The sequence below is a fragment of the Kluyvera genomosp. 2 genome (assembly GCF_036759865.1).
Lineage (GTDB): Bacteria > Pseudomonadota > Gammaproteobacteria > Enterobacterales > Enterobacteriaceae > Kluyvera > Kluyvera ascorbata_B.
The window spans coordinates 2,850-24,402 of the sequence record NZ_JAPKIA010000015.1 but is presented as its reverse complement, the minus strand read 5'-3'; the positions used below and the strand labels follow the sequence as shown (position 1 = coordinate 24,402).

The window sequence follows — 21,553 nt, the reverse complement described above, 5'->3', positions numbered from 1 at the left end:
ATGCAAAAAAAAACAGGAGCCATTCGGCTCCTGTTTGCATTTCTACGCACGGGAAATTACCCGGCAGACTTATGCTCTGACGGCAGCAGGCCGTCGGCGCGGAACATGGCTTTAATCCCACGAACGGCCTGTCGAATACGGTCGCGATTCTCTATCAAGGCAAAGCGCACGTGAGTGTCACCGTAGTCGCCAAAACCGATACCCGGCGAAACGCACACTTTGGCCTCTTGCAGCAGCTTCTTCGCAAACTCCAGCGATCCCATCGCCGCATACTGATCGGGAATTTTAGCCCAAACGTACATCGACGCCTTCGGCATCTCCACCATCCAGCCCGCTTCATGTAGCCCTTTCACCAGCACGTCACGGCGACGCTTATACTGTGCGGCAATATCGCGCACGCACTGCTGCTCCCCTTCTAACGCGGCAATTGCCGCCACCTGCAGCGGGGTAAAGGTACCGTAGTCGTGATAGCTCTTAATCCGCGCCAGCGCGTTGACCAGCGTTTTATTACCCACCATAAAGCCGATGCGCCAGCCCGCCATGTTATAGCTTTTCGACAGCGTAAAGAACTCGACCGCAACGTCGCGTGCGCCCGGTACCTGCATGATTGACGGTGCCTTCCAGCCGTCGTAAACGATATCAGCGTAGGCCAGGTCGTGAACGACCAGCACATCGTAACGCTTCGCCAGCGCCACAACCTTCTCAAAAAACTCGAGCTCAACGCACTGGGCGGTAGGATTGGACGGGAAGCCCAGGATCATCATCTTTGGCTTCGGATAGCTTTCACGAATTGCGCGCTCAAGCTCGTTGAAAAAGTCGACGCCTTCCACCAGCGGCACGGAGCGCACCTGAGCGCCGGCGATCACCGCGCCGTAAATATGAATCGGGTAGCTGGGATTCGGGACCAGAACCGTATCGCCATGATCGAGGGTTGCCAGCATCAGGTGCGCCAGCCCCTCTTTTGAACCAATGGTGACGATCGCTTCACTTTCCGGGTCAATCTCCACGTCATAGCGTTCCTGGTACCAGCGTGAAATAGCGCGACGCAGGCGCGGGATGCCGCGTGAAGTGGAATAGCCGTGCGTATCAGGGCGCTGGGCCACGGTGCACAGCTTTTCGACAATGTGCGGCGGCGTGGCGCCGTCCGGGTTCCCCATGCTGAAATCGATAATATCTTCGCCGCGCCGACGCGCAGCCATCTTCAGTTCAGCGGTAATGTTAAAAACGTACGGGGGTAAGCGATCGATACGCGTGAAACGGCGTTCAGGACTGGATTCAGCCATAGGTTCCTCAGGATTACGTTAGCGCCCGAACCGTTCGAGCGACGCTGCCACCGATGTGGCATGAACAGAAAATAACCTGAATAAAATGGCCCTGTCGAGGGGGTAAGTAAAAAAATGTTACGCGATATAAAAGGGGAACGCTTTGAAACAGAATACTTTCAATCGCGGCGGGCATAGCTCAAAACAGAACAAAATAATAACAATATGTTTTCCATTGTTTTTCTTTTCTCGCTCGTAACGCAGGCAAAATTTCGCGATCTCTTCTCGTTGAATGCCTTTGTCTATCAATCCCCTTTTAAAATTAAGGTTTATCCCTATTCTGCGTACCGCTGGTCATCTGCCGCCGGGTTACTTATCATAAGATTTTACTGAAATCATTCGGCGCCCCCATGCACGAAATATTCGATATGCTGCTCGCGGTCTACGATCGGGCCGCGTTAATGCTGATTTGCCTTTTTTTCCTGATCCGCATCCGTCTGTTCCGCGAACTGCTGCACAAAACCGCCCACACGCCGAAAGAGCTGCTGGCGGTCACGGTCATTTTCTCGCTGTTCGCTATTTTCAGCACCTGGTCCGGCGTGCCGGTGGAGGGCTCGCTGGTTAACGTGCGCATCATCGCGGTCATGTCGGGCGGGATCCTTTTCGGCCCGTGGGTTGGCGCTATCGTGGGGGTGATTGCCGGGATCCACCGCTACATGATTGACGCCGGCGGCGTCACCGCCGTGCCGTGTTTTATCACCAGTATTATTGCCGGGATCCTGTCGGGGCTGATTAACCGCCGGGTGCCAAAAGAGCTGCACTGGAAGGTGGGGATTCTGGGCGGTATGCTGTGCGAAACGCTGACCATGATTCTGGTTATCGTATGGGCTCCGAGCATCGCGCTCGGCGTCGATATTGTGTCGAAAATCGGCATTCCGATGATCGCCGGCAGCGTCTGTATCGGCTTTATCGTCCTGCTGGTGCAGAGCGTTGAGGGTGAAAAAGAAGCCAGCGCCGCACGCCAGGCCAAGCTAGCGCTGGATATTGCGAACAAAACGCTGCCGCTGTTTCGCCAGATCAACAGCGATACCCTGCGACAGATTTGCGACATCATTCGCCAGGATATCCACGCCGATGCGGTGGCCATCACCAATACCGAACGGGTGCTGGCCTACGTGGGCGTGGGGGAAGATAACTACCACAACAACGACGACTCCATCAGCCCGACCACCCGCCAGGCGATTAACAGCGGTGAAATCGTGATTAAAAACAACGATGAAGCCTACCGCACGCCGGAAATTCACTCGATGCTGGTGATTCCGCTATCGGAGAAAGGCGTCATCACCGGGACGCTCAAAATCTACTACTGCCACGCGCACCAGATCACTTCGTCGTTACAGGAGATGGCCATCGGCCTGTCGCAAATTATTTCCACCCAGCTTGAAGTGTCGCGCGCCGAGCAGCTGCGCGAAATGGCAAATAAGGCAGAGCTGCGCGCGCTGCAAAGCAAGATTAATCCTCATTTCCTGTTTAACGCGCTGAACGCCATTTCGTCATCTATCCGCCTCAATCCGGACACCGCAAGGCAGCTGATTTTTAATCTGTCGCGCTATCTGCGCTATAACATTGAATTAAAAGACGATGAGCAGATTGATATTCGCCGCGAGCTGTACCAGATAAAGGACTATATCGCCATTGAGCAGGCCCGCTTCGGCGATAAGCTGACGGTTATCTACGATATTGACGACGAAGTGAACTGTCTGATCCCCAGTCTGCTGATCCAGCCGCTGGTGGAAAATGCCATCGTACACGGTATCCAGCGCAGCAAAGGCAAAGGCGTCGTGACTATCAGCATCACCGAGTCCGGCAACCGCGTGCGTATCAGCGTGCGTGATACCGGCCCGGGTATTGACCCGATGGTCGTGGCGCGCGTGGAAGCCAACGAAATGCCGGGCAACAAAATCGGCCTGCTTAACGTCCATCACCGGGTCAAGCTGCTGTACGGCGAAGGGCTGCACATTCGCCGCCTCGACCCGGGAACAGAAATTGCGTTCTATATTCCTAACCAGCGCACGCCCGTCCCGGCGGCCGCCACATTACTGCCCTAACGCGGAGGACATATGAAAGTCATCATTGTGGAAGATGAATTCCTGGCGCAACAGGAGCTGACCTGGCTGATTCAACAGCACAGCCAGATGGAGATAGTCGGGACCTTTGACGACGGCCTGGACGTGCTGAAGTTCTTGCAGCACAACAAAGTGGACGCCATTTTTCTCGACATCAACATTCCCTCTCTGGACGGCGTGCTGCTGGCGCAGAACATCAACCAGTTTGCCCACAAGCCGTTTATTGTGTTTATTACCGCGTGGAAGGAACACGCGGTAGAGGCCTTCGAGCTGGAGGCATTCGACTATATTCTCAAACCGTATCAGGAGTCGCGCATCGTTAGCATGCTGCAAAAGCTGGAATCGGCCTGGCAGCAGCAGGCGGGCAGCAGTCTCAACACCGGCAGCGCGGCGCGCGAAAATGACACCATCAACCTGATTAAAGATGAGCGCATCATCGTGACGCCGATTAACGATATTTATTACGCCGAAGCGCACGAGAAAATGACCTTTGTCTACACCAAGCGCGAGTCATACGTGATGCCGATGAACATCACCGAATTTTGCAGCAAGTTGCCGGGCAGCCATTTCTTTCGCTGCCACCGCTCATTCTGCGTGAATCTGAATAAAATTCGCGAAATAGAGCCGTGGTTTAATAACACCTACATTCTGCGCCTGCGCGATCTGGAGTTCCAGGTGCCGGTCAGCCGCAGCAAGGTGAAAGAGTTCCGGCAGATAATGCATCTGTAGTGCCCAGGTTGCCGCTAAAGCAGGGGTAGGCGCGTCAAAAATTCAGGAGCGAACGAATGAAAATCTCACTTAAACTTGAGGATGGCAGCACGCAGGCACTGGATGTCGCCACCGTGACGATAACCCTCAGCAACGGCGAAACGTTGGAAATCAGCGCCGAAAATAGCCGACGCCCGGCGCATCTTTGCGAGGGGATTACCGTCTGGGGAGGAAAAATGCCAACAGAGCAGGATTCGCTTGAGGAGCTGAAAGCATCAACGCGCGCGCTGGGTATTTACCCGCTGGCCGCCAACACGCTGCACCTGTTTCCGCTCAAAAAATAGCGCCGGCTGGCGCACGCGTATCACCCCGCGTGCGCCGCACGGCGGCGGGATTACAGCACCTGGCCCAGGGTCTGGCGCAGATGCGCGCCGGAACCCAGCAGGCCCGGATTATCATGCACAATCAGGTATACCGGGATCGGATGCACATAATCTTTGAAACGACCTTTGTCCTCAAACCCGCCGCGGAAACCGGAGGCTTTAAAGAACTCCAGGAAACGCGGCACGATACCGCCCGCGATGTATACGCCGCCAAAGGTGCCCAGCGTTAACGCCAGGTTACCGCCGAAGCGCCCCATGATGACGCAGAACAGCGACAGCGCGCGACGGCAGTCGGTGCAGCTATCGGCGAGCGCGCGTTCGGTAATGTCTTTCGGCTGATAGTTTTCCGGCAGTCGGTTATCAGACTTCACGATGGCCCGGTACAGATTCACCAGCCCCGGTCCAGAGAGCACGCGCTCGGCGGAGACGTGGCCAATTTCTTCGCGCAGCACTTCGAGGATAATCCCCTCTTCTTCGCTGTTTGGCGAAAAATCAACGTGCCCACCTTCACCCGGCAGGCTCACCCAGCGCTTATCGACATGCACCAGATGCGCAACGCCAAGCCCGGTGCCCGCGCCGTACACGGCAATAGGCTTACCTTCTACCGGCTCGCTGCCGCCGAACTGGATCAGATGCTCTTTTTTCAGCATCGGGATTGCCATCGACACTGCGGTGAAATCATTGATGATTTCCAGATGCGCAAACCCGAGGTTCTTTTTCATCTCGGCGATAGAGAATTGCCAGGTATGGTTGGTCATCGCCACCCAGTCACCGGTGATAGGGCAGGCAATCGCGATACAGCCGTCTTCGACCGACACGTTATGCTCGTCGAGATAGACGCGGACAACGGCTTCCAGGCTGGGGTAATCCAGGCCGGAATAGGTCTTCGCCTGAGAAATCTCTCCGCTGGCAACATCGCACAATGCCAGACGCGCATTGGTGCCCCCCACATCCCCCACTAAAGCAAACTTTGTCATTCCGTTACGGCTCCGCTAAAGTCAGAATAAATCTTTGCCACACTGTAAATTCAAGGCGCGTTAACAACAACGACGTTTGCGTGAGCGCCCCTGGATTATCGATCCAGGTCACATTTTTTGCGTATTTTTTAGCAGGTATAGAACGGGATAATCTGTAGGGCCGTATCGTTTCAGCCTCATTTACACTGAACGTCAACGGCGGACAATGCAAAGTCGTCCCAGCATTTAGCCAAAAGGATATAAACATGCTCCACCCGCGAGCCCGAACGATGTTGCTGCTCTCCATCCCTGCGGTCTTGATTGGCATCGCCTCCAGCCTGATTCTGATAGTGGTGATGAAAATCGCTGCACTGCTCCAGCAGGTGCTGTGGAGCAGCCTGCCCACCGCCTTCGGCATGGACATAACCTCGCCGCTATGGATTATCCTGATGCTAACGCTCACCGGCGTCGCCGTGGGGCTGGTCATTCGCTATAGTCCGGGCCATGCCGGTCCGGATCCGGCCTGCGAGCCGCTGATCGGCGCTGCCGTACCCGCAGCGCACCTGCCCGGGCTGCTGATCGCCCTGATCCTCGGCCTGGCCGGCGGCGTGAGCCTGGGGCCAGAGCATCCGATTATGTCAGTCAATATTGCGCTGGCCGTGACGCTGGGAGCGCGCTTTTTCCCACGGGTCAGCTCGCTCGACTGGACGATTCTCGCCGCCGCCGGAACCATCGGCGCGCTGTTCGGCACGCCGGTCGCCGCAGCTCTGATCTTCTCTCAGACCCTCACCAGCAGCAACGATGCTCCGCTATGGGATCGCCTTTTTGCCCCACTGCTGGCCGCGGCCGCCGGGGCATTGACCACCGGCCTGTTTTTCCAACCGCATTTTTCGCTCGCCATTGAGCACTATCAGACGATGCGCATCGTCGATATCTTCAGCGGCGCGATTGTCACCCTCTTTGCTATCGCCATCGGTATGGTCGCGGTCTGGTGTCTGCCGCATCTCCACGCCCTGATGCATCGCCTGAAGCATCCGGTGCTCATCCTCGGGGCGGGCGGTTTACTTTTGGGGGTCATTGGCACTCTCGGCGGCCCTATCACGTTGTTTAAAGGGCTGGATGAAATGCAGCGCCTGACGGGCGGGCTGGACTTTGACGCGGGCGACTACCTGCTGTTCGCCCTGTGTAAACTGGCTGCGCTGGTGGTGGCTGCCGCCTGTGGCTTCCGCGGCGGGCGTATCTTTCCGGCGGTCTTTGTTGCCGTCGCGCTGGGCTTGATGCTGCACGCGCACGTTGAAGCCGTACCGGCGGCCATTACCGTCTCGTGCGCCATTCTTGGGCTGGTGCTGGTAGTGACGCGCGATGCCTGGCTCAGCCTGTTTATGGCCGCCGTGGTGGTACCGGACACCACCCTGCTGCCGCTGCTGTGTATCGTGATGCTCCCCGCCTGGCTGCTGCTGGCGGGGAAACCCACAATGATGGTACCGCGCAGACGCAAAGATTAACGGCCGCTGTTGCGCGCTTCCAGCGCGTCGGTGACCGCTTTGAGCAGCGGCGGGATGTCCATTTTAGGCAGCATCACCTCCAGCAGCGTCAGCCTGTCGCCGTGTGCAGCGCGCGTCAGCGCATCATTTAGCTGCGTCACGTTGCTCACCTTCGCGCATTCGGCCTGGCAGTCGAGGTTAAGCGCCTGCGGCAGCTGGGTCCAGTTCCACAGGCTGATATCGTTATACCGCTGTTCCGGCCCGTGGATCGCCCGCTCGACGGTGTAGCCTTCGTTATTCAACAGCAGAATCAGCGGCCGCTGGTCGTCGCGCAGCATGGAGCTCAGCTCCTGGACGGTGAGCTGCGCCGCGCCGTCGCCCACCACCAGCACCACGCGCCTTTTCGGCCGCGCCGTTTGCGCGCCAAATGCGGCGGGCAGCGTAAACCCAATCGATCCCCACAGCGGCTGCACAATGACGCTAGCGCCCACCGGCAACGTCAGCGCAGCGATGCCAAAGGCCGCCGTTCCTTGGTCACCCAACAGAATATCGTGCGGCTGAAGGTGTTTTTGCAGCGTTTGCCAGAAACGGCGCTGGGTTAAGGCGCCGCTCTCCTGCGCCACGGGCGCTGATGCCCGCAACGGAGAGGTTTGCCATGGCACGAGCGTATCGCTCAACGTCATCAGCGCCTTCATCGCCGACAGCATCCCGATACCGCTAAACCAGCGCTGGCCCACTCGTGCGGCAAACGGCTGTATTTCAATCGATTTTTCGACTGCAATTCGGTGAGTAAACCCGGCGGTAATGGTGTCGGTAAAACAGGTGCCGATGCAAAGAATCGCCTCCGCATCCTCAATCGCTTCACGGGTCTGCGGCAGGCTTGCTCCGCCGCTATACGTTCCCACAAATCCCGGTTGCTGTTCGTTAAACAGCCCCTTCCCCATCAGCAACGTAGCGTGCGGAATCGGCCGCGCGGCCATCCACTGGTTGAGCATCGGCTGAAGCCCAAAGCGCAGCGCCAGCACATCCGCCAGTAACGAAACCCGCTGACGCCCTTCCAGCAGCTTGCGTGCGCAATCGACAAACGCGCTTAACTGCGCCGGATCCGGCTCCGCCACCGCCGCGCTGAGAGCGTTTACAGGACGCGATGTCGTCAGCGCGGCCACATCGGCAGGCAACAGCAGGTAACCCGGTCGACGCTGCTGAATGACGGCCTGCAGCACGCGGTCGATCTCCTGGCAAGCGTTGCGGGCAGTCAGTACGCCCTGCGCCACGGAAATCGGCGCACTCATCTGGCGGAAGTGGTCAAAATCGCCATCGCCCAGCGTATGGTGCAGGCACTCGCGGCGCTGCTGCGCACCGGTACAGGGTGCCCCCACGATATGCAGCAACGGCACATATTCGGCAAAGCTGCCCGCCACGCCGTTCAGCGCGCTGATTTCCCCTACGCCGTAGGTCGTGAGCAACGCACCGCAGCCCTGCATCCGCGCATAGCCATCGGCGGCGTAGGCGGCATTCAGTTCATTAGTACAGCCCACCCAGCGAAGGGTACGGTGGGCAATGACATGGTCGAGAAACTGGAGATTATAGTCCCCCGGAACGCCAAACAGGTGGTCGACGCCGCAGTCGGCAAGGCGGTCAAGCAGATAATCTGCCACGGTATAGGACGCTGTCATCGTACAACTCCTTCAGCCGGTGATTTCTTTTGAGTATTGAAGAAGTGTTAACCCTGTCCAGTATTGATAAGAAAGTCGTCTGGAAAGCAAATTTTACAGATTTCAGCAGTGTACGAGCTAATGGACATTCGCTAGTGTAAGCGTATACACAAACGGAAATTCCGGAGGACACAATGGTTTATCAGGCAAATCCCGCGCGTTATGAAACCATGACGTTTCAGCGCTGCGGTAACAGCGGCCTCAAGCTTCCCGCCGTTTCGCTGGGGCTGTGGCACAATTTCGGCGATGAAACGCGGGTAGAAAACAGCCGTCAGCTACTGCGCCACGCGTTCGATCTTGGCATCACCCATTTTGATCTCGCCAACAACTACGGGCCGCCTCCCGGCTCGGCAGAGAGCAACTTCGGCCGTATTCTGCGCGAAGACTTTCTCCCCTATCGCGATGAGCTGATTATTTCCAGCAAAGCGGGCTACACCATGTGGGAAGGCCCCTACGGTGATTGGGGCTCGCGTAAGTATCTGATTTCAAGCCTCGACCAGAGCCTTAAGCGGATGGGACTTGAGTATGTTGATATTTTCTATCACCACCGCCCGGACCCGGAGACGCCGCTTGTGGAAACCATGCGCGCGCTGGATCATCTCGTTCGCCAGGGGAAAGCGCTGTACGTTGGGCTTTCCAACTACCCAGCGGAACTTGCGCGTCAGGCCATTGCGATCCTGAACGATCTGGGCACGCCGTGCCTTATCCACCAGCCCAAATATTCCATGCTGGAACGCGGCGCGGAAAACGGGCTGCTGACGGTGCTGGAGCAAGAGGGCGTCGGTTGCATTGCGTTCTCACCGCTGGCCGGTGGACAGTTAACCGACCGCTATCTGCACGGCATCCCGGCTGATTCTCGTGCCGCCAGCGGCAGCGTATTCCTTAAGCCAGAACAGCTAACCGACAGCAAGCTCGACGCCGTGCGTCGCCTGAACGCACTGGCGGAAAAACGCGGGCAGAAACTGTCGCAGATGGCGCTGGCATGGGTGCTGCGCCAGCAGGCGGTGACCTCGGTATTGATTGGCGCGAGCAAGGTGGCGCAGCTGGAGGATGCAGTGAATATGCTGGCAAACCGCCATTTCAGCGCCGAAGAGTGCGCAGAAATTGACGCCATTTTGCACAGTATAAAATAACATCGATTTTAGCAAAAAATGCTCTCTCCTGGCGGTTTAAGAGTTAACCCAATAATTCTGGTGTTTACCGAATTGTAATATTGCGTTAACAGGCCTTTCTGGCCACGATCGTATAGGAGAGAAGTATGTTCAGGTCACTGATTCTGGCGGCAGTGTTGTTAGCATCGGCCCCGATGTTTGCTAATGCTGGTGAAATCACCCTGCTGCCATCCATAAAATTACAAATTGGCGATCGCGATAATTACGGTAACTACTGGGATGGCGGCCGCTGGCGCGATCGTGATTACTGGCATAAGCACTGGTATCGCCACGATAACGGCTGGCACCGCGGCTGGGACAACCGTAAAGCGTACGATCGCGGCTATCGTGACGGCTGGGGCGATCGCGATGACCGTCGCGGCCCGGGGCGCGGACATGGTCACGGCCATGGCCACGGGCACCGTTAATCTGGCAGCCAATCCATGATATCAATGCCGGCGCGGCCCTTCGAGCTGCGTCGGCTTCTCCTCCTCGTCATCGTTACCGTAATGAAATAAACGCCCTTCGGCTCTTTTATGGGCAAATCCTGCGCTTCTTATTTCTCAGCATTTGCCCTTGAGCAAAAAAATCCTGCCAGTATCTTATCGTCAAGATATTTCACGTCAGGATTAACATCATGAATGCTAATTTTAAAAATGAAATTCAGACATTCGGTCGTTCACTTCTGTTACCTATCGCCGTACTCGCGCCCGTTGGAATGATCATGGGAATTAGTTCGGCGCTTGGCCAGAGCTATATGATCGAGAAACTGCCCTTCTTAGGTAATGATATTTTCAAGGCCGTTTTATCCTCGCTGGGTTTAATCAGCAGCGTCGTTTTTAATAATATCCCATTATTATTTGCGATGGGCGTGGCCTACGGCATGTCAAAAAAAGAAAAGGGAATTGCAGTATTTGCCTCGGTGGTCGCTTATCTGACCCTGCTTATTGCCATGCACGTGCATCTGAAGCTGGCGGGGACGCTGGCGAAAAGCGATCTTTCGTTAGTCGGACAGGGGATGGTGCTGGGAGTACAAACGCTGAAGATCGAAGCGCTGGGCGGCATTATCGCCGGTTTGCTGGCGGCAAAAATTACCGACCGCTTCTACCGTCTGCAGCTTCCGCTCGCGTTTGCCTTCTTCAGCGGTAAAAAATCGGTGGCTATCCTGGCGATCGCCTTCGCGATCCCGGTCGGTCTGATCATTCCGTTTATCTGGGATCTGTTTACCGCAGGTATGCGCGCCGTATCGACCATCATGATGGCCCCGGATATTGGCGCAGGCATCTACATGACGCTAAACCGCCTGCTGATTCCGTTCGGTCTGCATCATGTGCTGAGCTCGACGGTGCGCTTCACCGCGGCCGGTGGCACTTATCTGATTGACGGTCAAACCTACGTTGGCATTTTGCCCGCGATGAATAAGATCCTCTTTGAGCTTGGGCCATCGCATCCAGCCTGGAAAGAGTACATGCCCACCCTCACCAGCTATCTCGCCTCCTCCCAGATGCTGACCACGCTATTCCGCGTGCCGGCTATTGGCCTGGCGATGTATCACATGGCTTATTTTAAGAATAAGAAATTTGCCAAAGGGATGATTCTGACGGTTGTGCTCACGGCCATGCTTGGAAATATCACCGAGCCGCTGGAATTCTCCTTCCTGTTTATTGCACCAAAGCTGTTTATTGTCTATGCGGTGCTGTGCGGTCTACTCACTATTCCGCTGCAAATGCTGGACGTTTCCATCGGCTATATTCGCGGTACCATTTTTGACTTTGGCATTTTCGGCCTGATGTACGAGAACACACATTGGGTTAGTTTAATTCTCCTGGGCATTGTGAACTTCGTTGTCTTTTATTTCGTGTTCCGCTTTGCGATTAGTAAGTTTGATATTAAAACGCCGGGACGCGAAAGTGAAATTGCTGACAGCACCCTGCTGAATAATAAGGAATACGATAAGGTCGCCGCCATGGTCATTGATGGACTCGGCGGGCGGGACAATATCAAGCGCGTCGAAAACTGCGTTTCTCGTCTGCGTATCGATTTGCAGGATCAAAAGAAAATCAACATGGACGTGCTCAAAGAATCCGGTTCTCTGGGGACCTTTATCCCCTCAAGTAACCATGTCCATGTGGTCTTTGGCCCACACGTTGAATTTGTTCGCAATGCGGTCGACGACCGTCTTGTCGGCGCCAAATAAGCAACCAGGAGGCGAAAATGCGCGCACTGTATGACTCCAAAAGTAAAACGATTGATGACCGTGGAATGAAAACCCTGCTCGGCCAGCAGGCGCGGGTGCAGTCCTGGCTGGACGTCGAAGCCGCGCTGGCGCTGGCGCAGGCCGAGCATGGAATGATTCCCGCCCAGGCGGCGGAGAATATTGCCGCAAACTGTCGTGTCGAGAATATCGACCTGGTCGAAATGGAGCGCCTGCTGCGCGAAATTGGCCACGGCTTCGTGCCGGTGATTAAAGTGCTCGTCAAAGCCTGCGACAGCGAAAGCGGTAAGTATGTCCATTACGGCGTGACCACGCAGAATATTCAGCAAACCGCCCAGCTGTATCTGGCGAAGCAATTTAATGCCGTGCTGCAATGCTTTCTCAACGATATTCTGCACAACCTGGCCAGCATGGCCCGCGAACATCACGCCACGCTGATGGCCGGGCGCACCCATGGAAAGCACGCACTGCCCATCACCTGGGGATACAAGGCCGCCGTGTGGATTGACGAGCTGCTGAGCGCGCGGGAGCGGATGCAGGAGGCCGAAAAACGCGTCTTTACCGTGATGATGGGCGGCGCCGTTGGCGCTTTCCATGCGACGGGCGAAACCGGCCGCCGGGTGCAGGAAAGCGTTGCACAAAAGCTCGGAATGCGGGCCATGGCAATCCCTTCTCGCAACTCACGCGTGTATCGCACCGAGTACATCAGCAATCTTTGCCTGCTCGCCACGACCCTGCACAAAATTGCCGAAGAGGTTTATCAGACCTCCAGCGAAGAGTTTGGTGAAGTGTCTGAAGCCTTCACCAAAGGCACCGTGGGCAGCAGCACGATGCCGCAGAAGGTTAATCCGAAGCTGGCAAAAGGGATCATCGCCAACGCGCAAAAGCTCTACTCCGTGCATACCTCCTGCCTGTACGTCAGCCCGCGGCCGTTTGAAGCGGACAGTTCGGCCTATTTTATTTTCGACGGAAATATTCAGGAGAGCATGGAATGCATCGCCGAGATAGTAATGCGCGCCGAAGAGCTCACCCGAACGCTGGTCATCAACGCCGATCGTATGCAACAGAACGTACAGCTGACGCACGGCCTGATTAACAGCGAAAAAATCATGATGCATCTGGTCGAAAAGCTGGGTAAAGACGCCGCTCACGAACGCGTATACCAGTTGGCGATGCGCAGCACGCATGAAGGTATCCCCTACGGTGAAGTCCTGCGTCACGATCCGGTCATTCGTCAGAACTTCAGCGATGCGGAGATCGATGCGCTTATTGACCCCGCGCACTACATTGGGCTGTGCTCAGAGATGGCGCTTGAAACCGCCGCGCGCGTACTGGAGGCCAAAGGTGACTGACCCCCTGCTGTCGTTTGCCAGCGAACGCATCGTCACCCCGGATGGGATCCGCGCCGGCTATCTGCACGTCAGCGGCGGAAAAATTGTCGGTATGGATGACGTGCCGCGTGGAGACGTCATCGATTACCGTGACGCTATGCTGATGCCAGGCTTTGTCGATATTCACGTACACGGCTGGGGCCGAGGCTCCTTTGCCTGGAAAGGCGAGACTCGCTCGCTGCGCGCCATGAGCCAGGACCTGGTGCACGCGGGGGTGACCGCCTGGCTTGCCACATCCGCCACCCAGCCGGAAGACTTTTTGCTGACCAGCCTGGCCAACGCCGCGGCCTGGATAGCACAGGCAACGCCCGTTGACGGCGCGGAGGCGGTGGGCATCCACATGGAAGGCCCCTACATTAACCCTAAATTTATCGGTATGCAGCGTCTGGACTGCGTTCAGCCTCCGAGCATTGCCGGTTTTGAACGCTATCAGCAGGCGGCAGGCGGCCATGTGCGCCTGATGACGCTGGCGCCTGAATTGCCCGGAGCGCTGGATCTGATTCGCCATTTGCACCAGGCCGGTGTCACCATCTCAGCAGGCCACACCGACGCGACTTTTGACGAAATTGGCCTGGCCATCGACGCGGGGCTGAATCATTTTACCCATGCATTCAGCGCCATGCGTGGGTTACACCACCGTGAGCCCGGCGTGGTCGGCGCGCTGATGTATTACGAAGACACCTTTGCCGAAGTTGCCAAGCAGAGCGGTATTACCCTACGTCCGGAGGTGTTCGATATTCTCTACCGGCTGAAAAAGGATCGTCGGCTGGTCATGATGAGTGACTGTCTGGGCTACGTCGATTTTCCGGAAGGCTTCGAGTTTCACCACTATTTACGCCAGGAAACCTTTCGCATCCGCCAGCACGCGCTGGAGATCACCAACGGCCACGGCTGTACGCGCACGATTCATGCCGAGGACTGGCCGGCCGTTTGTACGCTGGAGATGAGTTTCCTTGATTCGGTGAAGAACGTGGTCAAACGACTGGAGCACGGCTGGGTATCAGCGGCACAGGTTGCCTGCCTCAACCCGGCAATCCTGGCCGGCGTAGCCGACAGAAAGGGCAGCCTTAGCGTCGGTAAGGATGCCGATATTCTGGTGCTGGATGCCGAGGAAACGCTGCGTGAAGTGTGGTGCCGGGGCGTTCGTCAGCCGCAGGTTAAATAAATACATCACCGTACTGTTGCTCGAGAAAGCGCTTCAAAGCCTGCGGGCTCATTCCCTGTACCTGCTGCACGAACGCGTCAGCAGGTATTTTTTTGCGTGCCGGGCTTAATCCCTGCTCACGCAACAGCTGGAAATCATCCTGCGTCAGGTAGAAATTCACTTTCACATACGCCAGCTGAGCATGACGCAAATGGCTGGCAATTTTATTGGTAAACGCAATCAGCAGGTCGAACGGCTGCTGCTGCAGTTGAGCAAGTTCATTGATATTGACGCAGCCGAGAATATCAATGTGAAACCGGGAAAGCAGCACTTCTTTGAAATAGCCGACTTTGCTTTCCGAGGAGTTAGTCACAATGATCACCCGCTTTTTAGCGTCACTAACGACCCGATTCTTTAACTCATGTTTTTTAATGATCAGGACCAGCGTCGCCAGATGAATCGGTGAGAATGACGTCTGCCAGCCGCGCTCAATCTTCTCCAGCGACCGCTGCACGAGGTGCCACAGATCAGGGTAACGACGCTGAACATCATGCAGTTTTTTATCATCAAACCAGAGGTGCAGTTTGTTCTGGATAATGGCCGCGTAGAGAAAATGGTAAATTTCTTCAAACCAGGCATCGTGGTTATATATCGCTGCGTTCAGCCCGCGAGACATGACTTCACAGGCCTGTTTCACATGAGGAATCAGCCGGGAGTCGTACAGCGTAAAGGGCCGCCAGGTAAAGGTTAGCGAGGCAATAAGCATATCCAGCGCGGTATTTTCATCGCGATCGACCAGCACTCCGTAGGCATAGGTCGTCAAAAAGGTGGTGGCTGAACTATCGGTCATGCGCAGCCCGCGCTTCATTCGCTGCAGCGCGAGGCTAAGGTAAACCAACAAATACTTTCGCCCGTTGTAGCCAAGCCGCGTCATCGGGCTGACCAGCCGCTCATAGTACTCAGCCGCCAGGGTAATTTCATGCGCGCAGCCGTGGAGAAATTGTTCAGCAATGGAGCGGTTGATCGGTTCGTTAGCCTGATGCGCGATCAGCCGGTTTCCCTCACCTATCTCAACGGTTTTGAGAATCGACATGCAGGCAGCCAGGCGCAGGCGAAATTCGTCGCCCACCAGCTGTGACCCTTTGCGCGGAATGCTCAGCAGCGTTAGCCCGCTCTCCTGTACCCGGCTGAGCATCAGCGGGTTATCGTTTTTCACCGTCCCTGCGCTAACGTTGAATTTTTTATAGTACTCGTTTTTATTGACGACATCGTTCAGACACAGCGCAACGAAAAGATCCTGGACTCGCTCCTCGCCGGTGGTGAGATAGCGGTTAAAACGTACGCGCTGTAAAAACTGAATATACTCGCTGTAACCAATACGGGTGGTAATGAATGGATTATCAAGGTGAATCTGAACCTCTTCCGGCAGCAGTTCATTCAGCTCTTTCATGGTGCGTTTGAGCGTGGAGAGGGTTTTGCCAAAGCGCAGCACCGCGCGATCGACCGCCAGCGGGCTGTTATCCTGCAGATATTTTAAAAAGGAGAGATCAAAAGAGTTCATTAGCGTTCGCTGCTGTTTGGCGCAAAGCCCAGCTTAGCGAAAAAACCGCTGGCAAACCGTGACCTGTAGCGGGTCACGGTAAGCGGAACGTTAATTAAACAGTGTGCCTATCAGCAGCCAGCCGTTGAGCGCCACCACGACGGCCACAATGGCCCAGCCAATGCGCTTAATCCAGCGGGTATTCACCAGTTCCCCCATCAGCTTGCCGTCGCTGGTAAAAATCAGCAGCGGCACCAGTGCCAGCGCAATACCGAAACTGAGCAGTACCTGACTCATCACCAGAATTCGCGTCGGGTCCAGCCCCATCAGGATGACGATAAACGAAGGTAACATGGTGATAGTCCGTCGGAACCACAGGGGGATGTGGAAGCGAATAAAGCCCTGCATGACAACCTGTCCGGCCAGCGTGCCCACGACCGTAGACGATAAGCCGGCGGCAATCAGGCTAAGACCAAAAATCGTTGCCGCCGCGTGACTCAGCAGGGGTTCCAGCGTTAAATAGGCCTGATCGAGATCGGTAATACCGGTATGCCCGTGGAAGTGGAACGCCGCCGCAGCGGTGGCCATCATCGCCAGATTGACGAAACCAGCGATGGTCATAGCGATGGCAACATCCCAGCGCGTGGCCTGGTAGCGCTCTTTGGCGGTGCCGCCGTGCAGATGCTGAGTCAGCGAGGAATGCAAATAAATCACGTGCGGCATGATGGTCGCCCCCAGCACGCCCGCCGCCAGGTAGACCGCCTCGCCGTTCGGCAGCGATGGCAGAATCATGCCTTTGGCCAGCGGCGCCAGCGCGGGCTGAGAGAAAATCAGCTCCACAATATACGCCGCTGCGACGAACAGCAGCAGACCACCAATCACTTTTTCCAGCGGTTTTTGCCCGCGACGCTGCAGCATCAGAATCAGGAAGGTGGCGATACCGGTCAATACCGCGCCTTGTAAAAGAGAAATGCCGAGGATCAGCTTAAAGCCGATCGCCGCGCCGATAAATTCGGCCAGATCGGTCGCCATGGCGATAATTTCCGCCTGTACCCAGTAAAACCACACGACCGGACGCGGATAATGGTCACGAATCTGCTCTGCGAGGTTTTTGCCGGTCGCAATGCCAAGCTTCGCTGACAGCACCTGAATCAGCATCGCCATCAGGTTTGCCCAGACCACCACCCACAGCAGCTGGTAGCCGAAGCTGGCGCCCGCCTGAATATTGGTCGCAAAATTACCCGGATCGATATAGCCGATCGCGGCAATAAATGCCGGCCCCATCAGCGCGAGTCGCATACGGCGCGCGGTGCGACAACGATTTGTTTCAATCCGACTGTTTGTCATTCTCTGCCTCAAAAACATAGCCTTTGCTATGTTTTAAGCTAACACAATGAGAATGATTATCAAGTTCATTTGGGAAGGTGATAATGATTACTCTGATAGCCGGAACCAATAGCCAGACTGGAGGTTAGGAAGGTTTGGTATACGCTTTACAAGAGAGTAGTACAACATGGAAACTTTTCATACATTTACTTAACATCACAAAAATGCATGGTTGATCACTAATTTTGAGTTTGCTCACAGGTTCTGAATATAGTGAGAGACAGATCTCGTTTTATTTAACTGTGTTACATAGAATGTGCACGAAAATTTAACCCGCCTCATGTTTGGAGCAAATATGGACCGCGTCTTGCATTTTATTCTCGCGCTCGTGGTGGTTGGGATTCTGGCCCTGCTGGTCAGTTCCAACCGCAAACAGATTCGCATTCGTTACGTTATCCAGCTACTGGTCATTGAAGTGCTGCTGGCATGGTTCTTCCTGAACTCCGATATCGGTCTGGGTTTTGTAAGAGGCTTCTCCGAGATGTTCGAAAAACTTCTCGGCTTTGCTAACGAAGGGACCAACTTCGTCTTTGGTAGCATGAACGACAAAGGTCTGGCGTTCTTCTTCCTGAAGGTCCTGTGCCCTATCGTCTTCATCTCCGCGCTGATCGGTATTCTGCAGCATATCCGCATCCTGCCGATTATCATTCGCGCCATTGGTACCGTGCTGTCTAAAGTCAACGGTATGGGCAAACTGGAGTCGTTCAACGCCGTCAGCTCTCTGATTCTGGGCCAGTCTGAAAACTTCATCGCCTATAAAGACATCCTGGGTAAAATGTCCCGCAACCGCATGTACACCATGGCGGCCACGGCGATGTCTACCGTTTCCATGTCTATCGTTGGCGCCTACATGACCATGCTGGAGCCGAAGTATGTTGTTGCGGCGCTGGTACTGAACATGTTCAGCACCTTTATCGTACTGTCGCTGATCAACCCGTACCGCGTGGATGCCAGCGAAGAAAACATTCAGATGTCCAACCTGCACGAAGGCCAGAGCTTCTTCGAAATGCTGGGTGAATACATTCTGGCAGGCTTCAAAGTTGCGATTATCGTTGCTGCTATGCTGATCGGCTTCATCGCCCTGATCGCCGCCCTGAACGCCCTGTTCGCGACCGTCACCGGTTGGTTCGGCTACAGCATCTCCTTCCAGGGTATTCTGGGCTACATCTTCTATCCGGTTGCCTGGATCATGGGTGTACCGGCTAGCGAATCCCTGCAGGTCGGCAGCATCATGGCCACCAAGCTGGTATCCAACGAATTCGTTGCGATGATGGATCTGCAGAAAATTGCCGCAGACCTTTCTCCGCGCGCGGTGGGCATCATCTCCGTCTTCCTGGTGTCCTTCGCCAACTTCTCTTCCATCGGTATCATTGCGGGTGCGATTAAAGGCCTGAACGAAGAGCAGGGCAACGTGGTGTCCCGCTTCGGCCTGAAGCTGGTTTACGGTTCTACGCTGGTGAGCGTGCTGTCTGCTTCTATCGCCGCGCTGGTGCTGTAACGCGACGCTTGAGCATCACAGGGCCTGTAACGTTGTTACAGGCCCTTTTTTTTGTTTTCAAGCTGCCACAGCGGGCGAGGTTTATCAATCAGGTACCCCTGCATGTAGTGCACGCCAAGGCGCGACAGCAGCGCTTGCTGCTCTTCTGTTTCCACATACTCTGCCACCACCGACAGATTGCGCACCTTCGCCAGCTCGCAAATAGAACGGATGATCATTGCGTCCATCGGGTTATTCAGAACATCACGCACGAAGCAGCCGTCAATCTTGATGATATCGGCTTCCAGACGCTTCAGGCGTTCATAGTTGGCGTAGCCGGTGCCGAAGTCATCAATCGCAATCAGGCAACCAAACTGGCGCAGCTGCTGGATGTTGGCCACGCTAACGTCAGAATTAGAGAAAGCCTGCTCTTCGGTAATCTCAATAATGATGCGCTTCACGTCGACGCGATAGCGGCGGAACAGCGCGATGATTTCAGCCGCGCTGCCCTTCTGCATAAGCGTGTAGGGCATCAAATTTACCGAGAAGCTCATTCCCGGAAGATCGTCGAGCGAGCTGAACAAATACTCGAGCACCTGCATATCGAAGCGCTTGCTGAGGTTGAACTGGGCCAGCACGGGAATAAACTTATCCGGCGTCACAACCCCGCTGGCGTCGACGAGACGGCTTAAAATTTCGTAATACCCTTCCCCCGACGGCTTTCTGATCGGCTGGGCGTAGAGGACAAAGCCGCCCCAGTCCAGCGCGTTTTTAACCCGATTCAACAACACCACCCGTTCGCTATTCTGATCGAAGGCTTCAACGTGGCCGTTATCCAGCTTCAGTATTTGGTTTCCCTCATCGGCCTGCTCCACCAGCCAGCTCAGCTGGCCCAGCAGATGGTGCAAGTTTTTATCCCGGGGATGCACCGGCGACCAGGAAATGGCGTACTCAAGGTTCAGCACCGCATTGTTCCAATGGATTTCCTTGTTACTCAGAAAATCAATCAGATGATTCAGTCGCGCTTTGGTATCCGGGCCGTTCAGCACCAGAAGCAGCTCATTGCCCGGCAGCTGGAACAGCTTTTCTTCATGGCATAAGAGCGGCTGTAAAACCTGAGTAATGCTGCGTTTGCACTGAATACGCATAGTCATGCCATAGTGGCGGCTGAGAAAATCCAGGTTGCCGATATGCAAGCAACAGATGCTGACGGAACCCGCTCGCGGTTTCATCATGTATTCTTCCAGCGCGCGCAGGTTCGGCAGGCCGGTTATCGGATCCTGCATGGCCTGAGCCTGCCACATTGACTGCAGCCTCTGGCTGCGGTGGTATACCTGTAGCAGATAGAGCAGACATACCGTAAAGGAGATCAGCGATGAGAGTATGAAGGCCAGAGAGTACTGGGTCTGTATGCCGTGAAGGAAGTTTTTGTTGTACATCACCAACAGGAAGGCGGACACCGTCCAGGTCAACACAACCAGGGGATAGGCCAACTGGCTGATGCCAAAAGAGAAAAAGATAAATATGGCCGGTACCAGATAACCCGCAAAATAATAGTCGCCGAACGGCGCACACAGGAATACCAACATTCCGACCAGGCTAATAAACCAGCAAGTAATAAATATCCTATTCCTGAGATCGGTATAGCAAACAATATTCCTGCGCCAGAATGATCTGGCATAGCGCGGGTTGAGGCACATTCTGAATGGATAATAAAAAAGGCGTGTAAAAATCAGCGATGCGCAAACCAGCCCTTGTATATCAACGATAGTATAAATAACTGATGTTATATTAAAATAACTGTACATTAATTCCGGGATAAAAATTATCTCGCCGGTAACATACATCAAAATCTTGGCCATTATCGGGGCAGAAAAGCCTAACAAAAATACATTCAAGCCGATGTTTTTTATAGGAATTCCATGTCTCCACCGACGACCTAGAGAATAGCGTAAAATAAGGCAACAAAGGCAAACTGCGGCCAACTGACAGAATAGCAATGTTAATGAATAAAAAGGGGATAAATGCAGTTGCCAATAGTTAGTAACGGTAAAGCCAAGCGCTAGTGGCGCAATAGCATGGCGACCAAAAAGCATAATCAGGGCAATCATTACGCCTAGTGGTAGCCAGGCCAGATATACAGAATGCCCGTCATAAAATGCGGTTGGGGAGATATATCTGGATAATGGAATAGCCACCAGGCTCATTATCAGAGCCAGGCAGAATTTCCTAAGTGGGGTACTCCTGATGACCGTCATGCGTATCTGCCGATATCCTTTATCGTACGTAGTTTGACTCTTTGAATATTAGGGGCGCGAATTTATTGGCGCAAGCGTAAGCGATGAAATCCTGATCTGTACCGGTCTTTTAAAAGAGGAACGCTGTATTTTTGTACATACAGGAGATAAAAAAAACCCTCGCCATCAGGCGAGGGTTTCAAATTTTGGTGGAGCTAAGCGGGATCGAACCGCTGACCTCTTGCATGCCATGCAAGCGCTCTCCCAGCTGAGCTATAGCCCCACAATGCCTTTACGTTCCAAAACCTGATGGGAGCAGGATTTGGTGGAGCTAAGCGGGATCGAACCGCTGACCTCTTGCATGCCATGCAAGCGCTC

Annotated in this window: 16 protein-coding genes and 2 tRNA genes (1 of these 18 running past the window's edge); 10 read left to right on the top strand and 8 right to left on the bottom strand. The window is 54.9% G+C overall.

Translation table 11 applies throughout. The features are described 5' to 3' along the window. Nucleotides 1–56 precede the first annotated feature (56 nt). A complete protein-coding gene (alaC, locus tag V6942_RS16500) occupies nt 57–1,283 on the bottom strand; it encodes an alanine transaminase (protein ID WP_333501500.1) in 1,227 nt (408 codons plus the stop codon). Between the two features lie 389 nt (nt 1,284–1,672). Between alaC and V6942_RS16495 the strand changes: the two genes are divergently transcribed. The 3 genes from V6942_RS16495 to V6942_RS16485 are packed head-to-tail and all read left to right on the top strand — an operon-like array spanning nt 1,673 to nt 4,440. Continuing rightward, on the top strand, nt 1,673–3,370 hold the full coding sequence (locus tag V6942_RS16495) for a sensor histidine kinase (protein WP_182930230.1): 1,698 nt from the start codon (nt 1,673–1,675) through the stop codon (nt 3,368–3,370). Between the two features lie 12 nt (nt 3,371–3,382). After that, the gene (locus V6942_RS16490) at nt 3,383–4,117 is read left to right on the top strand and encodes a LytR/AlgR family response regulator transcription factor (protein ID WP_106924206.1); all 735 of its coding nucleotides are present in this window, start codon (nt 3,383–3,385) and stop codon (nt 4,115–4,117) included. Between the two features lie 56 nt (nt 4,118–4,173). Further along, complete coding sequence (locus V6942_RS16485; protein ID WP_106924205.1) at nt 4,174–4,440, top strand: hypothetical protein; 267 nt, start codon at nt 4,174–4,176, stop codon at nt 4,438–4,440. Nucleotides 4,441–4,490: 50 nt separating this feature from the next. On the opposite strand, the gene glk is transcribed toward V6942_RS16485, so the two are convergent. After that, complete coding sequence (gene glk, locus V6942_RS16480) at nt 4,491–5,456, bottom strand: glucokinase (protein ID WP_106924204.1); 966 nt, start codon at nt 5,454–5,456, stop codon at nt 4,491–4,493. Nucleotides 5,457–5,701: 245 nt separating this feature from the next. Here glk and V6942_RS16475 point away from each other — a divergent pair, with 245 nt between their 5' ends. After that, complete coding sequence (locus V6942_RS16475; protein WP_106924203.1) at nt 5,702–6,940, top strand: ion channel protein; 1,239 nt, start codon at nt 5,702–5,704, stop codon at nt 6,938–6,940. On the opposite strand, the gene V6942_RS16470 is transcribed toward V6942_RS16475, so the two are convergent. Continuing rightward, entirely contained in the window at nt 6,937–8,595 is a 1,659-nt protein-coding gene (locus V6942_RS16470) for an alpha-keto acid decarboxylase family protein (protein ID WP_106924202.1), read from the bottom strand. The genes V6942_RS16475 and V6942_RS16470 overlap by 4 nt on opposite strands. A 173-nt stretch (nt 8,596–8,768) precedes the next feature. Between V6942_RS16470 and mgrA the strand changes: the two genes are divergently transcribed. From mgrA to V6942_RS16445, 5 genes are all read left to right on the top strand, one after another. Beyond that, nucleotides 8,769–9,767: an L-glyceraldehyde 3-phosphate reductase gene (gene mgrA / locus V6942_RS16465; protein WP_106924201.1), complete on the top strand. Its 999-nt coding sequence runs from the start codon at nt 8,769–8,771 to the stop codon at nt 9,765–9,767. 125 nt (nt 9,768–9,892) lie between these two features. Beyond that, the gene (locus V6942_RS16460) at nt 9,893–10,213 is read left to right on the top strand and encodes a DUF2502 domain-containing protein (RefSeq protein ID WP_106924200.1); all 321 of its coding nucleotides are present in this window, start codon (nt 9,893–9,895) and stop codon (nt 10,211–10,213) included. A 209-nt stretch (nt 10,214–10,422) separates the two neighbouring features. Continuing rightward, a complete protein-coding gene (locus V6942_RS16455; RefSeq protein ID WP_106924199.1) occupies nt 10,423–11,982 on the top strand; it encodes a PTS transporter subunit EIIC in 1,560 nt (519 codons plus the stop codon). Nucleotides 11,983–11,999: 17 nt separating this feature from the next. Continuing rightward, complete coding sequence (locus V6942_RS16450; protein WP_182930224.1) at nt 12,000–13,352, top strand: class-II fumarase/aspartase family protein; 1,353 nt, start codon at nt 12,000–12,002, stop codon at nt 13,350–13,352. Then, a complete protein-coding gene (locus V6942_RS16445; RefSeq protein ID WP_333501499.1) occupies nt 13,345–14,556 on the top strand; it encodes an N-acetylglucosamine-6-phosphate deacetylase in 1,212 nt (403 codons plus the stop codon). The genes V6942_RS16450 and V6942_RS16445 overlap by 8 nt, the downstream gene beginning before the upstream one ends. Here V6942_RS16445 and V6942_RS16440 read toward each other — a convergent pair. Then, nucleotides 14,549–16,096, bottom strand: a complete 1,548-nt coding sequence (locus V6942_RS16440; RefSeq protein WP_333501498.1) for a hypothetical protein — start codon at nt 16,094–16,096, stop codon at nt 14,549–14,551. The two genes, V6942_RS16445 and V6942_RS16440, sit on opposite strands and share 8 nt — an antisense overlap. Nucleotides 16,097–16,186: 90 nt before the next feature. Beyond that, nucleotides 16,187–17,422, bottom strand: a complete 1,236-nt coding sequence (locus V6942_RS16435; RefSeq protein WP_182967350.1) for an Nramp family divalent metal transporter — start codon at nt 17,420–17,422, stop codon at nt 16,187–16,189. Between the two features lie 334 nt (nt 17,423–17,756). On the opposite strand from V6942_RS16435, the gene nupC reads away from it, so the two are divergent. Next, complete coding sequence (gene nupC, locus V6942_RS16430; protein WP_106924194.1) at nt 17,757–18,959, top strand: nucleoside permease NupC; 1,203 nt, start codon at nt 17,757–17,759, stop codon at nt 18,957–18,959. Between the two features lie 35 nt (nt 18,960–18,994). Here the strand turns inward: nupC and V6942_RS16425 are convergent, their stop codons facing one another. The 3 genes from V6942_RS16425 to V6942_RS16415 all read right to left on the bottom strand — a co-directional run. Beyond that, on the bottom strand, nt 18,995–21,196 hold the full coding sequence (locus V6942_RS16425) for an EAL domain-containing protein (protein WP_106924193.1): 2,202 nt from the start codon (nt 21,194–21,196) through the stop codon (nt 18,995–18,997). Nucleotides 21,197–21,382: 186 nt separating this feature from the next. Further along, a tRNA-Ala gene (locus V6942_RS16420) sits at nt 21,383–21,458 on the bottom strand. 40 nt (nt 21,459–21,498) lie between these two features. Further along, nucleotides 21,499–21,553: transfer RNA gene (locus V6942_RS16415), tRNA-Ala, on the bottom strand; it runs 121 nt beyond the window's last position.